The sequence below is a fragment of the Methylorubrum thiocyanatum genome (genome assembly GCA_014138645.1).
Taxonomy (GTDB): domain Bacteria; phylum Pseudomonadota; class Alphaproteobacteria; order Rhizobiales; family Beijerinckiaceae; genus Methylobacterium; species Methylobacterium thiocyanatum.
The window spans coordinates 248,664-263,014 of record JACJIB010000008.1; the positions used below are offsets into that span (position 1 = coordinate 248,664).

At 69.3% G+C, this 14,351-nt stretch carries 15 protein-coding genes, 1 tRNA gene and 1 rRNA gene; 11 read left to right on the plus strand and 6 right to left on the minus strand.

Features of this window, described 5'->3' with window-relative positions:
• Positions 1-76 precede the first annotated feature (76 nt).
• The gene (locus HNR51_RS21935) at positions 77-1,102 is read left to right on the plus strand and encodes an extracellular solute-binding protein (protein WP_182556351.1); all 1,026 of its coding nucleotides are present in this window, start codon (positions 77-79) and stop codon (positions 1,100-1,102) included.
• Positions 1,103-1,170: 68 nt separating this feature from the next.
• Positions 1,171-2,823 carry an ABC transporter permease gene (locus HNR51_RS21940; RefSeq protein WP_182556352.1) on the plus strand — a complete coding sequence of 551 codons (1,653 nt, stop codon included), beginning with the start codon at positions 1,171-1,173 and terminating at the stop codon, positions 2,821-2,823.
• A 420-nt stretch (positions 2,824-3,243) separates the two neighbouring features.
• Here HNR51_RS21940 and HNR51_RS21945 read toward each other — a convergent pair whose 3' ends face one another.
• Positions 3,244-3,498: a hypothetical protein gene (locus tag HNR51_RS21945; RefSeq protein ID WP_012452480.1), complete on the minus strand. Its 255-nt coding sequence runs from the start codon at positions 3,496-3,498 to the stop codon at positions 3,244-3,246.
• A gap of 369 nt (positions 3,499-3,867) precedes the next feature.
• The gene (locus HNR51_RS21950) at positions 3,868-4,587 is read right to left on the minus strand and encodes a sulfate transporter family protein (protein ID WP_012452481.1); all 720 of its coding nucleotides are present in this window, start codon (positions 4,585-4,587) and stop codon (positions 3,868-3,870) included.
• 159 nt (positions 4,588-4,746) lie between these two features.
• Here HNR51_RS21950 and HNR51_RS21955 point away from each other — a divergent pair, with 159 nt between their 5' ends.
• From HNR51_RS21955 to HNR51_RS21965, 3 genes are all read left to right on the plus strand, one after another.
• Positions 4,747-5,700 (plus strand): Kelch repeat-containing protein, encoded by a 954-nt coding sequence (locus HNR51_RS21955; RefSeq protein WP_182556353.1) that lies wholly within the window; start codon positions 4,747-4,749, stop codon positions 5,698-5,700.
• Between the two features lie 84 nt (positions 5,701-5,784).
• Entirely contained in the window at positions 5,785-7,137 is a 1,353-nt protein-coding gene (locus tag HNR51_RS21960; RefSeq protein ID WP_182556354.1) for a flavin monoamine oxidase family protein, read from the plus strand.
• Positions 7,138-7,243: 106 nt separating this feature from the next.
• Positions 7,244-7,879 (plus strand): cyclic nucleotide-binding domain-containing protein, encoded by a 636-nt coding sequence (locus HNR51_RS21965; RefSeq protein WP_012452484.1) that lies wholly within the window; start codon positions 7,244-7,246, stop codon positions 7,877-7,879.
• Between the two features lie 3 nt (positions 7,880-7,882).
• On the opposite strand, the gene HNR51_RS21970 is transcribed toward HNR51_RS21965, so the two are convergent.
• Entirely contained in the window at positions 7,883-8,302 is a 420-nt protein-coding gene (locus HNR51_RS21970; RefSeq protein ID WP_012452485.1) for a cupin domain-containing protein, read from the minus strand.
• 150 nt (positions 8,303-8,452) lie between these two features.
• On the opposite strand from HNR51_RS21970, the gene HNR51_RS21975 reads away from it, so the two are divergent.
• Complete coding sequence (locus HNR51_RS21975; RefSeq protein WP_239681607.1) at positions 8,453-8,659, plus strand: hypothetical protein; 207 nt, start codon at positions 8,453-8,455, stop codon at positions 8,657-8,659.
• Positions 8,660-8,874: 215 nt separating this feature from the next.
• Here HNR51_RS21975 and HNR51_RS21980 read toward each other — a convergent pair whose 3' ends face one another.
• Positions 8,875-9,174, minus strand: coding sequence for a hypothetical protein (locus tag HNR51_RS21980; protein WP_182556355.1), 300 nt, complete (start codon positions 9,172-9,174; stop codon positions 8,875-8,877).
• Between the two features lie 277 nt (positions 9,175-9,451).
• Here HNR51_RS21980 and HNR51_RS21985 point away from each other — a divergent pair, with 277 nt between their 5' ends.
• The 5 genes from HNR51_RS21985 (at position 9,452) to HNR51_RS22005 (ending at position 13,685) form a co-directional block, all read left to right on the plus strand.
• The gene (locus HNR51_RS21985) at positions 9,452-9,598 is read left to right on the plus strand and encodes a hypothetical protein (protein WP_182556356.1); all 147 of its coding nucleotides are present in this window, start codon (positions 9,452-9,454) and stop codon (positions 9,596-9,598) included.
• Positions 9,599-9,833: 235 nt separating this feature from the next.
• Positions 9,834-10,883, plus strand: coding sequence for a sulfate ABC transporter substrate-binding protein (locus HNR51_RS21990; protein ID WP_182556357.1), 1,050 nt, complete (start codon positions 9,834-9,836; stop codon positions 10,881-10,883).
• A gap of 4 nt (positions 10,884-10,887) precedes the next feature.
• Positions 10,888-11,742, plus strand: a complete 855-nt coding sequence (gene cysT / locus HNR51_RS21995) for a sulfate ABC transporter permease subunit CysT (RefSeq protein ID WP_012452491.1) — start codon at positions 10,888-10,890, stop codon at positions 11,740-11,742.
• The gene (cysW, locus tag HNR51_RS22000) at positions 11,735-12,637 is read left to right on the plus strand and encodes a sulfate ABC transporter permease subunit CysW (RefSeq protein WP_182556358.1); all 903 of its coding nucleotides are present in this window, start codon (positions 11,735-11,737) and stop codon (positions 12,635-12,637) included. Before cysT ends, cysW begins: the two co-directional genes overlap by 8 nt.
• Positions 12,638-12,659: 22 nt before the next feature.
• A complete protein-coding gene (locus HNR51_RS22005; RefSeq protein WP_182556367.1) occupies positions 12,660-13,685 on the plus strand; it encodes a sulfate/molybdate ABC transporter ATP-binding protein in 1,026 nt (341 codons plus the stop codon).
• A gap of 235 nt (positions 13,686-13,920) precedes the next feature.
• On the opposite strand, the gene HNR51_RS22010 is transcribed toward HNR51_RS22005, so the two are convergent.
• Both HNR51_RS22010 and rrf read right to left on the minus strand, forming a co-directional pair.
• Positions 13,921-13,997, minus strand: a tRNA-Met gene (locus HNR51_RS22010).
• Between the two features lie 53 nt (positions 13,998-14,050).
• Positions 14,051-14,166 (minus strand): 5S ribosomal RNA (gene rrf, locus HNR51_RS22015).
• Between the last annotated feature and the right edge of the window lie 185 nt (positions 14,167-14,351).

Consider the following 14,351-nt stretch of genomic DNA (forward strand, 5'->3'; position numbering starts at 1 on the left):
ATCAACAAACTTGTCGAGCCTGCCGACGCTCTGTAACACGCAGCAGGCATCGACGATGCTTGGGGGGAGCAAAGAAATGCGGCGCGTTCGGCGTATCGGGTGTCTCGTGGGGTTCGGCCTGGCCCTCGCCATCACCGGACAGGCCCAGAGTGCCGAGGTGAACCTCTATACCACCCGCGAGCCAGGCCTGATCCGTCCCCTCCTCGACGCCTACACCGCCAAGACCGGCGTGACGGTGAACACCGTGTTCGTCGAGAAGGGCTTGGCCGAGCGTGTCGCCGCCGAGGGGGCCCGCAGCAACGCCGACGTCGTCATGACGGTCGATATCGGCAATCTGATCGAGCTGGTCGACCGCGACCTCGCCCAGCCGGTCCGCTCCCCCGTCCTGGAAGCGGCGGTGCCGGCGCCCCTGCGCGACGGGGATGGGCGTTGGTTCGCGCTCTCCCTGCGCGCCCGCGTGCTCTATGCCGACAAGGCGCTCGCCGACTTGAACGCCGCGACCTACGAATCGCTCGCCGACCCGAAATGGCGCGGCAAGATCTGCATCCGGTCGGGCCAGCACCCCTACAACACGGCCCTCATCGCAGCCTACCTCGTGCGGCACGGCGCGGAGAAGACGGAGGGCTGGCTTCGCGGCGTGAAGGCCAATCTCGCCCGCAAGGCGGCGGGCGGCGACCGGGACGTGGCGCGCGACATCGCCGCCGACCTCTGCGAGATCGGGCTCGCCAACTCCTACTATGTCGGGCTGATGCGCTCAGGCCGCGGCGGGCCGGACCAGCAGAAATGGGGCGAGGCGATCAAGGTTGTCCTGCCGACCTTCGAGGGCGGCGGCACCCACGTGAACGTCTCGGGCGCCGTCGTCGCCAAGCACGCGCCGCATCGCGACGAGGCCGTCAAGCTTCTCGAATACCTCGTCTCCGACGAGGCGCAGGCGCTCTACGCCCGGGCCGATTTCGAGTACCCGGTCAAATCCGGCGCCGCGGTCGATCCGATGCTCCAGGCGCTCGGCCCGCTCTCGGTCGATGCGACCCCGCTCGTCGAGATCGCGCGCAACCGCAAGGCGGCGAGCCTGCTCGCGGACAAGGTCGGCTTCGACAACTGATCGCGTTCGAGGATCGCCGGCCCGTCGCAGCCGGCCAACGGACGCCGAAACGGATTGCAGACCCCTCGATGACGCCCGCACGGGGCCTCCTTCACGCGGCGGCGGCGGTGCTGGCCGCGATCCTCCTGGCCCCGGTCGTCTCGCTTGCCGTGGCGGCGGCCGACGGGACCGGCGAGCTGTGGCCGCATCTGGCGGCCTACGTCCTGCCCCAGGCGATCCGCGAGACCGGGCTGCTGCTCGTCGGCGTGGGGCTCCTGGTGACCGCGCTCGGAACCGGGACGGCATGGCTCGTCTCGGCCTTCGCCTTCCCCGGCCGTCGGTTCCTCGACGCGGCCCTCCTGCTGCCGCTCGCGGTGCCGACCTATGTGGTCGCCTACGCCTATCTCGATCTGATGCACCCGCTGGGACCGATTCAGAGCGGTCTGCGGGCGCTGCTCGGGCTGTCGAGCCCACGCGACCTGTCCCTTCCCGATCTGCGCTCCCTGCCCGGCTGCATCCTGCTCCTCGGCTTCGTGCTCTATCCCTACGTCTACCTGCCGACGCGGGCGCTGTTCCTGATGCGGGCGGGGACGTTGCTGGAGGCGGCGCGGATGCTCGGCGCCGGGCCGGCGCGGACCTTCTTCCGGGTGGCGCTGCCGCTGGCCCGCCCTGCCATCGCCCTCGGCGTCGGGCTCGCGCTGATGGAGACGCTCAACGATGTCGGTGCGGCCGAGTTCTTGGGCGTGCGCACGCTGACGGTGCAGGTCTACGCGACCTGGGTGAACCGCTCGGACCTGCCCGGCGCGGCGCAGATCGCCCTGGTGATGCTGGCCGGCGTCGTCGGTCTGGTCGCGCTCGAGCGGCTCGCCCGGGGCAAGCGAGGCTATGCCGGTTCGGGCCATCGTGACCGGCCGACCGCGCGCCGCCCCTTGTCCGGCTGGCGGGCGGCGGCCGCGCTCGCCCTCGGCTCCACCCCGGTCCTCCTCGGCTTCGGCCTGCCCGCGGGCTATCTCGCGTGGGCCGCGTGGCAGCGGCTGCGAGCGGGCGGATGGCCGGAGGCGCTGGCCGCGCAGACCCTCAACACCGTCCTCTATGCGGGCGCCGCGACCGCCGTCACGGTCGCTGTAGGGCTGCTGGTGGCCGCTGCCCCGCAACTTCTGGGACGCCGGAGCGGTCAGGCGCTGATCCGGGTCGCCGGCCTCGGCTATGCAATGCCCGGCACGGTTCTGGCGGTGGGACTGCTCGCGCCCCTCGCTTTGCTCGATAAGGGATTGGCCGACCTGTTCGGCGCGGAACTCGGCTGGGCGCCGGCCATCGGGCTCGGAACGGGCGCGGCGCTGGTCATCGCCTACACGCTGCGTTTCCTCACCATCTCGGTCGGTGCGACGGAGGCGGGTTTCGCCCGCATCCCCTCGACCCTTCCCGATGCGGCCCGGATGCTGGGACGCGGCCGTTTCGCGACCCTGCTCGCGGTGCAGCTGCCGTTGGCATGGCCCGCCGTTCTGAGCGGGGCGCTGCTCGCCTTCGTCGATATCGCGAAGGAACTGCCGGTGACGTTGCTGCTGCGTCCGCTCAACGTCGAGACCTTAAGCACGCACCTCTACGGCGAGGCCGCCCGCGGCACCTATGAGGACGGTGCCGCGGCTGCGCTGCTGATCGTGATGACCGGCCTGATCCCCGTGGCGCTGCTGCTGCGCCTCGACCGGGGGCCGGTGCCGCGGCACAGCCGCGCGGGGGCCTGATCGACGGTTACATCCCGCCGAGCAGCACGTTCATCGAACCGATGACGGTCATCACGAGGCAACCGGCGAAAACGGCGATCATGGCGTAGGACACGGGCTTCAGCTGCATGCTCGGTCAACTCCTTGCGATCAGTGGCTCCAATCCTGCCCGGCCGTCCCCGCGGAATCGCGAAAAGGTCACGGCCCGACAGGCGGAGGGAGAGGCAGAAACCGGGCCATTTCGACCCAGTCATTCCGTCAACGATAGAAACGCGCCGTCATTCCATCAGCAGAGATCTAAAAATGCGCCGAGACGACGAAGTTCATCTCGGATCGCGGAGATGTGAGCCGATGACGGGCAATATTACCGATAAAATTCTAAGAATTCGCGGGGCCTGAACTATATTTCAACTTCGGCCCCGCATGCCGTTTGATCCTCGCTTAGCAGCGGGTACCGCCGGCCGTCTGACCGTACTGCTTGACCGGGAAGTTCTGCTGGTTCGCATTGCCCTCGGCCGCCGAGCTCATCGGGCAGGCGGTGTGCTCGGGGCTGTCGTGGACCCCCAGCGAGCCCGTCACCAGCACATCGGACCGGACCGCCGGAGTGGTGCGGTTGCCGAAAGCCATCACGGATGAGGCCGGAGCGGTGGCGCCGATGATGACGGCGGCAACGACGGCGGCAACTCGGGTCTTCATGTGACGTTCACTTTCCTTTTAGCGGGCTCATCCAGTCGGATGGGCACTCTCGTCCTGGGGTTATATTGATATAGGCGAACTAAGACCGGCACGGCGTGCCGAGCCACACGCACCGTCAGGGATTAAATCCGGACTTGGTTTCGCGGCTCGCCCGAGACGGCTGCGGCGCAGGCGCGGCAACGCGGGAGACGGCCCGCCGCGCGCCGCGAACGCACCCTTGCGCGGCGAGATTCCGCCGCGACCCGAGACATGGTTGTTGTCAGGGATGGTGTTCGGGGGTGCCGGCGCGCCGCGCGGAACGCCCGGTCGCTGTCCGTCTCGGACCTGTCCGCGACAGTGCCGCGGACATGATGCGCTCGAACCTCAGGGTCAGTTCGGCAGACGCGCGTCCGTTCCGGCGGGACGGGGAAGCATCCTGCGCTCGAGTCCCTTGTGCAGGTGGACCATCATCGCCACGCCGAAGAGCGGCGTCACGAGGTTGACGATCGGCACGATCATCAGGCCGGCGAGCAGGCAGCCGGCGGCGATCACCGTGAACCCGGACTGCTCGCGCATCGCCCGTGCCTCCGGCAGAGGCCGGAACCGACCGGCAGCGAGTTCGAAATACTCGCGTCCGAGCAGATAGGCGTTGGCGCCGAAGAAGGCGAAGAGGTTCACCCCCGGCACGAAGACGAGGATCAGCGCGACGAGGTTCACCAGCAGGGCGAGGCCGGCGAAGCGGACTGCCGAACCGAGCGCCTGTCCCCACGGCAGGGCGCGCCCCGGCGCATCCTTGGGATAGTCGCTGCGCTCCACGACCTCGGCGACGTCGTCGAGGAAGAAGCCGGCCACGAGGATCGACACCGCGGGCATGATGTAGGCCAGCGCCACGAAAAGCCCGGCACCGGCCAGGAAGAAGGCCAGGGTATCGAGGAACGGGTAGTCGGCCGAGATGTGGTGGCTCGACTGGAAGGCCTGGATCAGGCGCGTCAGCCCGAACCACACGACCGCCAGCAGCCCGATCGTGAGCGCCAGCGACTTGAAGAGGATGCCGCGCAGGGCGGGGGAGAATACCTGCCGCAGGGCAGCGGCAGCGGCCTTGATGAGCATCGTGCCCTTCGATTCCCTCGATGATCTGCACCCGCCCAGGGCGGGTTCTCGCCGCTCCGCGCGGGCCGCGCAAGTCCCGCTTTCGGGGAAAGCCCAACGCGGCGCGGCTCCTGCGGGCGGTTGACGCGTTGCCCGGACGATACCGCCGGAGATCCGCCCATGATCCGCTCAGCCCTCGCCCGTCTCATCCTCGCCGGTCCCCTGATGGCCGCGGTGCCCAGCGCCGCCCACGAGGTCGGAGCCTGGGCCGGCGCCAGTTCGGCCCCCGCGGAGCGCTCAGAGGTTGCGGTGGCGGCCCTCGACGGCAAGGCCTACGTCATCGGCGACTACAACGGCGCGACCGACCTCCTGATCTACGATCTCGCCGCTGATACGTGGAGCAAGGGCGCGGCCTTTCCCTATCCGGTCCACCACACCATGGCCGCGGAGACGGGCGGGCGCCTCTACGTCTTCGGCGGCTACGTCAACGGCTGGGAGGCCAGCGACAAGGTCTGGGCCTACGATCCGAAGACCGAGACCTGGGAGCCGAGGGCGCCGATGCCGACCCCGCGGGCCGCGGGCGGGGCGACGCTCCTCGACGGCCGGATCCACGTGGTCGGCGGCAGCCGATCGGGACGCGGCAACGTACGCTCCCACGAGGTCTACGATCCGGCGCGCGATTCCTGGGGCAAGGCCGCCGACCTGCCGACGCCCCGCGACCACCTCGCGGTGCAGACCGTGGGGGGCCGCATCGTCGCCAGCGGTGGCCGGATCGACGGTGATTCCGGCAAGAACCTCACGGCCAATCAGGTCTACGATCCGGCGAAGGACGCCTGGAGCGAGGCCGCGCCCCTGCCGACCGCGCGCAGCGGCACCGCTTCCGCCGTGCTCGGCCGCGAGGTCTTCGTGATCGGCGGCGAATCGAACCGCAGGACCTACGACGAGGTCGAGGCCTTCGACCTGCCGGCCAATCTCTGGCGCGCGCTGGCGCGGCTCCCCACCGCGCGGCACGGCTTCGGCGCGGTGACCTATAAGGGCCGCATCTACACCCTCACCGGAAGCCCGCGGCCGGGCGGGGACCGATCCGGCACCGTCGAGGTGCTCGATCCGAACGGCGCCGCGCCGGCCCGCTGACCGGCGGGAATCGGGCGCGGACGCTTGCCGCGGCCGGCCTTGCGGACGAGATGAGGGCCGCCTTCCCGAATCCGCGCCGAGACCATGCTCCCGTCCCCCGAGCACGCCCGCTTTCGCCCGACCGTCGCGCCGCGCACGGTCGACCTCCCCGGCTCGCCCGACGTGATCGTGATCGGCGCGGGCGCCGCCGGGATCGCCGCGGCCCGGCGGCTGATCGAGCGCGGCCTGTCTGTGGCGGTGCTGGAGGCGCGCGACCGGGTCGGCGGACGGGCGGTGACGACGCGGCTGCGCGGCCACGCGGTCGACCTCGGCGCGCACTGGCTCCATGCCGGGCCGATCAATCCCCTCGTCGCCCTCGGCCGGAGACGCGGCGAGCCGCTGCGGCGGGCGGCGCAGGAGCAGCATCTCTGGGTCGGGCGCCGGCCGGGGCGGGCGGACGAGGACGCCGCCTTCTCCCGCGCCTTCGACATCGCCGATCGGGCGATCACGCACGCCGCCTCCCGGACGCAGGACGGACCGGCTGCCCGCGCCCTGCCCCGCCATCTCGGGCCCTGGGGTGAGCGCGTCGCCCTCGTCCACGGATTGGTCTCGGGCCGGCCGCTCGACGAGGTGTCGCTGCACGACTGGCCGAGCCTGGAATACGGCGACAACTACTTCATCGCGGGCGGCTACGGTGCCTATCTGGCGCGGCTGGCGCGGGAACTGCCGATCCGGCTCGGATGCGCCGTGACGGCCCTCGACTGGTCCGGGTCGGGCGTGCGCGCTCGACTCGCCGACGGCGGGGTCTTCGACAGCGGGGTCTTCCACAGCGGAGTCTTGGCGGCGCGGGCGGCCATCGTCACCGTGCCGGTCCCCGTGCTGCAGGCGGCGTTCCGCTTCGATCCCCCTCTGCCGGAGCCGACCCGAGCGGCGATCGACGGCTTTCTGCCGGGCATCTACGAGCACGTCGTCCTGCACTGGCCCTCGGCACCGTTCCGGGGCCGCGACCGGCTCGCGAGTGTGGTCGGCGGACGCCACAAGCCGCCGGGGATGCTGACCCGGATCGACGACACGCCGTTCCACTACTTCGAACTCGATGCCGCCGTCGCCCGCGCCCTCGATTCCGCCGGAGCCGGCCCCGACGGCGCGCGGCGCTTCGCCCGCGCGGTGCTGGCCGAGCATTTCGGCCGCGGGGCGCTGGCCGATCTCGCGATCCCGGCGGTGACCGCGTGGCGGCACGATCCGTGGTCGCGGGGCTCTTGGGCGGTGGTCCCGCCGGGACACGCGGCGGCGCGGGCGACGCTTCAGGAGCCGGTCGGCGAGCGGATCTGGTTCGCGGGCGAGGCCAATTCCCGCGCGCAGTGGGGCACCGCCGGCGGCGCCTACGAGGAGGGACTTCGCGCGGCCGAGCATGTCGCCGACACGCTCAGCCCGACGGCACGGCCCCCGAGCCTCTGAGCGCTCCCGCACTTGCATCCCCTGCCCGGATGGGCGAACGGCCGATGCGACAAGGGCGCACAACGCCCGCCGGAGCAAGGACCGGCCGCGAGCGGGGGATACGGCGATGAATTGGGTGGAGGCGATCGGCTATCTCGGGACGGCGCTCACCGTCGCCTCGTCGGCGATGGGGACGATGATCCCGCTGCGAATCGTGGCCCTCTGCGCGAGTTGCGCCGTCATCACCTACGGCTACCTCATCGGCAGCGTGCCGGTGATGCTGACGGAAGCGATCCAGATCCCCTTCAACGCGTGGCGGCTCTACGAAATGGTCCGCCTCGTGCGCGAGACCCAGCGGGCGGCCTCCGGCGACCTCTCCCTCGACTGGCTGAAATCCTTCGGCACCTCCCGGCGCTTCCGAGCCGGCGAGGTGCTGTTCCTGAAGGGGGACCCGGCCCACGAGATGTACCTGATCGAGAGCGGGCGCTTCCGCATCGCCGAGCACGGGCTCGACGTTCAGCCGGGCCAGATCGTCGGCGAACTCGGCATGCTCTCGCCCGGCAACCGGCGCACCGGCTCGCTCGCCTGCGTGGAAGCCGGCACCGCGCGCTGCCTGTCCTATTCCGAGGTCAAGCAGCTCTACTATCAGAACCCGGAATTCGGCTTCTACTTCCTGAAGCTGACGAGCGAGCGCCTGTTCCAGGGCGCCGCCGAGGCGGCGGGCGCGCCGCGCCCCGCACCCGCGGGAAGCGACGTGCTGTGAGCCTCAATCACGCTGCCGCATGAAGCTGTCCGGCGTACCGGTGCCGGCCTCCACGAACTGGATGTCGCGCGGCCCGCGCCGGGGGGTGTCGACGGAGAGGAACACCACCGGCTCCTCCAGGATCTCGGGCACCGAATGCACCACGCCACGCTTGAACACCACGAGCGTGCCCGGCCCGATCTCGACCGGCGGCGCGTCGCCCAACTGCATCCGGCAGCGGCCGGACAGGGCGTAGAGATACTCGTCGCAGGTCGTGTGGTAGTGCGGCGGTGTCGGCCGGTAGACCCGGAAGACGCGGGCGCTCGCAGTCTCGTCCTCGGTGAAGCGGTGGTCGGCCACCAGGGTCGCCGCCGTCTCGGGCAAGCGACGCACGGCCTCGGCGACGTCGAACACCGCGTGGCCGGCTGACCGCTCCCCGTCCATGCTCCGGTGCTCCCGCTTCGCCTGCGGGATTATGACCGCGGGCGAGATCGGTGCACAGGGGCCGGCGGGCCCCGCGTTTCATCAACGGGCCGGAAATGTTAGACAAAGCGATGCCGCGCGGATCGCGGCCCGGACATCGATGACCCGGAGATGATGCGGGGATACGAGGGAAACGCCCAGGTCATGGCGGATGTCGCCGCCGTGATCGAGCAGGCTCAGCGCGAAGGTCGCGATCTCGCGACCGCGCTACGCATCGCCCGGGTCACGCTCGCCTATGTCAGCGGCCCCGAGCCGGAGCCGGATCAGGCCCGCGCCCTGGAGGCCCTCGACCGACAGCTCCGCGCACTCTCGGATTGAGAGCAAGCCCGCGGCTCTGCTCGGGCGTGCCGGTGAAAGAGCGCGACCGACGGCTCAGCCCGCCGCCTGCGCGATCAGCGTCACCGCTCCGAACAGCAGAACGGCGAGCACCGCCACGGCCATCAGAATGAGGGCCGCCCGCGACTCGCGTAGCTCGTGATCGTCCATTCGAAGAGCTTAAGCGATGTGGGGCGCAGGGCATAGCGCGCCCTGACTCAGGCGCGTCGGGCGGGTCGCCGCGGCCGCAGAACCACGATGTCGTCCGGGCACACGCTGCCGTCCATCCGCTTGGCGTCCTGCATCAGAGTGCCGTGTAGGGGCCGCACGTCCCAGCGGCCGTACCAATCGCGGGACGGCGAGAAGTGCGGCGCGTCCAGGGAAGCGCGGGCGGGGTCGAGCGGCGTACCACCGCTCTGCGTGAACCGTGCCTCACCGGACCCATCGGCGAGCAGGCCGAACAGGATCGGGTGCGCATCGCGGTTCGCGGCGTTGGTGGCGCGGTTCGGCAACGGCATTTCCAAAAGCTTTCTCGCAGGCAGATCGGATCGTCCGAAATCGGGACGCTCACCCCCGTCACTGCAAATCCGAAGCCCGGTGCGGCCGTCTCGCGGCGGAATGCCCGGTAGAAAGCCCAGCCCAATCGCAACCGTGGTGCGTCACTTGCCATCACCCGGTCAGATCCGCCCGACACGGCGCCGAATGTTTCGCGGTGGCACGCCATCGCGTCCCGAACGGCACTCCGGTCCTCCTCATCGAGACCGAGTTGATTGCGAAATGAGAAGAAATCCCTTGATGAAGAGCGCCCTCGAATCCCTCCTCGGCCCGATCCGCGGCTGCTTCGCTCCCCTCGGCCTGCTCGGCGCGCTCGCCGTCACGGTGGCATGGTGGGTCATCGTCGCCCGCACCGTGTGGCTGGCCGTCGAATGGGCCTCGGTCTGACGCGCGGATCCCCGTCCACCCGAAAAACGTTCTTTCTGTAGAACACCGCGCGAAGGGATCGATGTTCCATCTACGCCCAAATGGAGAGAATATTGTTGCAATTCGACCGCGTCATTGCCGGCTGCAGGACTTCGAATTGCTTCTGGGACGTGCGGTTCAGCTTGACATCGTTCTTTAAAAAGAACACTTCCTCGTCATGGGCGAGTGAAAGCTCGCGACGTGGAGGCGAGACGACGTGTTCGACGGACAACCGATCAAGCTTGGCGCGGCACCGCATCGGCGCGCGGCCCTTCTCGGCCTCGCCATGGCGGCCTGCCTCGTCTCCGCCGGCAGCGCCCGGGCGCAGACCGAAATCCTCAACGTCTCCTACGACCCGACGCGCGAGCTCTACCGCGAGATCAACGCGGCCTTCTCCGAAGAGTGGAAGGCCAAGACAGGCGAGACCGTCACCGTGCGCGCCTCCCATGGCGGTTCGGGCGCGCAGGCTCGCACGGTCATCGACGGCATTCCCGCGGATGTCGTGACGCTGGGCATCCCTTCCGACATCGACGCCATCGCCAGGCTTTCGAAGAAGATCCCGGCAGATTGGCGCACGAAGCTTCCGAACGAGGGCCTGCCCTACACCTCGACCGTCGTGTTCCTCGTCCGCAAGGGCAACCCGAAGGGCGTCAAGGACTGGGACGACTTGGCCAAGCCCGACGTGAAGGTCATCACCCCGAACCCGAAGACCTCGGCCGGCGGGCGCTGGAACTTCCTCGCCGCCTGGGGCTATGCCTACGAAAAGGACGGCCGGGACAAGGAGAAGGCCAACGCCTTCGTCGGCTCGCTCTACAAGAACGTGCCGGTGCTCGACACCGGCGCCCGCGGCTCGACCGTGACCTTCGCCCAGCGCGGCCTCGGCGACGTGCTGCCGACCTGGGAGAACGAGGCCTTCCTCGTGCTGGAGGAGTTCGGCAAGGACAAGTTCGACATCGTCGTGCCGCCGACCTCGATCTACGCCGAGCCGCCCGTCGCCCTCGTCGACGCCAACGTCGACAAGAGGGGCACGCGCAAGCAGGCCGAGGCCTATCTGCAGTTCCTCTACAGCGACAAGGCGCAGGCGATCTTCGCCAAGCACCACTATCGCCCGATCAAGCGCGAGGCGGCCAAGCCCGAGGATCTGGCGCAGCTGCCCGAGATCAAGCTGTTCAAGATCGAGGATCTTCAAGGCTCCTGGGACGACATCCAGAAGGCCAACTTCGACAATGGCGGCCTGTTCGACCAGCTGAGCCGGGCCGGGCGCTGACCGCATGGCCGAGCCCGTGAAACCCCGGCGGCGGTTCCGCCAGCGAAGCGTGCTTCCCGGCTTCGGGATCACCTTCGGCTACACGCTGACCTGCCTCGGCCTGATCGTGCTGCTGCCGCTCGCCGCCCTCGTGGTCAAGGCGTCCGGTCTCGGCCTCTCGGGAATCTGGGAGGTGGCGACCGACCCGCGCGTGGCCAGTGCGCTGCGCGTGAGCTTCGGCGTGTCGCTGCTCGCCGCGCTCACGGCCTCGATCTTCGGCGGCATCGTCGCCTGGGTTCTGACCCGCTACGACTTTCCCGGACGCAAGTTCGCCGACGCCGTGGTCGATCTCCCCTTCGCTCTGCCGACGGCGGTGGCGGGCATCGCGCTCGCCTCGCTCTACGCGCCCAACGGGCTCGTCGGGGCGCAGCTTTCCCGGATCGGCATCGAGGCGGCCTACACGCCGGTCGGCATCTTCATCGCCATGGTGTTCATCGGCCTGCCGTTCGCCGTGCGAACGGTGCAGCCGCTGATCGCCGAGATCGACAAGGAGGTGGAGGAAGCCTCCGCCATCCTCGGCGCTTCGCGGATCACCACCCTCACGCGGGTGGTGCTGCCGCCGCTGATCCCGGCGGTGCTGACGGGCTTCGCCCTCGCCTTCGCCCGCGGCGTCGGCGAGTACGGCTCGATCATCTTCATCGCCGGCAACCTGCCCTACGTCTCCGAGATCGCGCCGCTGCTCATCGTCATCAAGCTCTCGGAATTCGACTATGCGGGCGCGAGCGCCATCGCCGTGATCATGCTGGCGATTTCCTTCGTGACCCTGCTCGCGATCAACCTGATCCAGGCCTGGAGCCGGCGGAGATTCGGCTATGTCTGAGGCGCTGGCACAGGGCCCAATCACGGGGCCGCGGGACGAGACGCTGCGCCCGCCCGCCAGCGTCGTCACCGAACGGCGGGTCGTGCGCTGGCTGCTGATCGCGGTCGCGCTGACCTTCCTCGGCCTCTTCCTCGTCCTGCCGCTGCTCACGGTGTTCGCCCAGGCGCTCGCCAAGGGCTGGGGCGCGTATTTCGCCGCCTTCGCCGAGCCCGACGCCCAGGCCGCGATCCGGCTGACCCTCATCGTCGCGGCGATCGCCGTGCCGTTCAATCTCGTCTTCGGCGTCGCGGCCTCCTGGGCCATCGCGAAATTCGAATTCCGGGGCAAGAACCTGCTCGTCACCCTGATCGACCTGCCGTTCTCGGTCTCGCCGGTGGTGTCGGGCCTGATCTACGTGCTGGTCTTCGGCTCGCGCGGCCTGTTCGGCCCGTTCCTCGTCGAGCACGACATCCAGATCATCTTCGCGGTGCCCGGCATCGTGCTCGCGACGATCTTCGTCACCTTTCCCTTCGTCGCGCGCCAGCTCATCCCGCTGATGCAGGAGCAGGGCACGGCCGAGGAAGAGGCGGCGCTCACCCTCGGCGCCTCCGGATGGCACGCCTTCCGGACGGTGACGTTACCCAATATCCGCTGGGGCCTGCTCTACAGCGTCCTGCTCTGCAACGCCCGCGCGATGGGCGAGTTCGGCGCGGTTTCGGTCGTCTCCGGCCATATCCGCGGGCTTACCAATACGCTGCCGCTGCACGTGGAGATCCTCTACAATGAGTACAACTTCGTTGCCGCGTTCGCCGTCGCCTCTCTCCTTGCCGGGCTCGCTCTTGTCACCCTTGCCGTCAAATCCGTCCTCGAATGGCGCTACGCCGACGACATCGCGGCGGGGGCACGCCGCCACTGATTCCGTCGGAACGGCGACGGCGATCCGCATCGAGGACGTCTCGAAGACCTTCGAGACGGCAGCGGTGCTGCACGATTTCACCCTCGACGTGCGCGCAGGCGAATTGCTGGCGTTGCTCGGCCCCTCGGGGTCGGGCAAGACCACGCTGCTGCGCATCATCGCCGGGCTCGACTTCCCCGACCGCGGGCGGATCATCTTCGGCGGCGACGACGCCACGCAGGTGCCGGTGCAGCGGCGCGCGGTCGGCTTCGTGTTCCAGCACTACGCCCTGTTCAAGCACATGACCGTGGCGCAGAACATCGCCTACGGTCTCAACGCCCGGAAGCGCTCGGAGCGGCCGGACAAGGCCGAGATCAAGCGCCGCGTCGGCAACCTGCTCGATCTCATCAAGCTCTCCGGATTCGCCGACCGCTATCCGAGCCAGCTCTCCGGCGGCCAGCGCCAGCGGATCGCGCTGGCCCGCGCCCTCGCGGTGGAGCCCCGCGTCCTGCTGCTCGACGAACCCTTCGGCGCGCTCGACGCGCAGGTGCGAAAAGACCTGCGCCGCTGGCTGCGCGAGATCCACGACCGCACCGGCCAGACCACGATCTTCGTCACCCACGATCAGGACGAAGCGCTCGAACTCTCCGACCGCGTGGCGGTGCTCGACCGCGGGCGGCTGGAGCAAGTCGGCACGCCGGACGAGGTGCAGGAGCGCCCGGTCTCGCCGACGGTGTTGAAGTTTCTGGGCGACACGATCGAAGTCGAAGCGATCGCGCAGAACGGCCAGGTTCTCGTCAACGGCCGGCCGACGCCGCTCACGGCCCCGGATGGCCTGGTCGGACCCGTCAAGCTCTATGCGCGACCCTGGCAGCTTCAGTTCGCCGAGGCGAGTGAGGCGCATCTCAGCGGGACGGTTCGCTCCTCATACCGGACGCAGGGCCGTCAGCGGATCGAAGTCGATCGCCCCGGCGCCAAGGTGGTGGTGGTCGAAGCCGCCGATACCGCGCGCCTCGCCGCCGGCCGCGAAGTCGGGCTACGGATCGTCGGCGGCCACGTCTTCCCGTAAGCGGAGCTCCCGCCGGAGACTCGAATCTCCGGCGGCCCCAGGCGAATGTGCCGGCCTTGAAACGGCCGGCGCCCCCTCCCCTGCTGGCCGCGCCTGCTCACTCCCGCCATCGATGCGGCGCCCGTCCCGAAAACCGTACTCTTGCATTGCGAACGCAAAAAAGCCCGCGGACCTTTCGGTCGGCGGGCGGCGTGTACGCTGGCGATCGCGCGTGGTGTGTTGGGATGGTGTGAGTTGGTTGCGGGGGCTGGATTTGAACCAGCGACCTTCAGGTTATGAGCCTGACGAGCTACCGGGCTGCTCCACCCCGCGCCGAAGCGCTGATCGTGTGTGTGAGGGAATGTGGGATGTCTTGTGCTGGGCAGGCCTGGCGGCGACCGACTCTCCCGTGTCTTGAGACACAGTACCATGGGCGCTGGTGTGTTTGACGGCCGAGTTCGAGATGGGATCGGGTCCTGGGCACACCGCTCAGGCCACCAGGCCGGCGCAGCACAAGTTTGGGTGTCGTTCGGCAAGCGGTGACCGACAGCCTGTTGGGTGTCGGTGGTCTTGGATCGTGATGGTGTTTCTGTTGATCCGGACACGGATCATGAGAGCGATCAAGCCTGTCGGGCGATTAGTACCGGTCAGCTCAACGCGTTGCCGCGCTTGCACTCCCGGCCTATC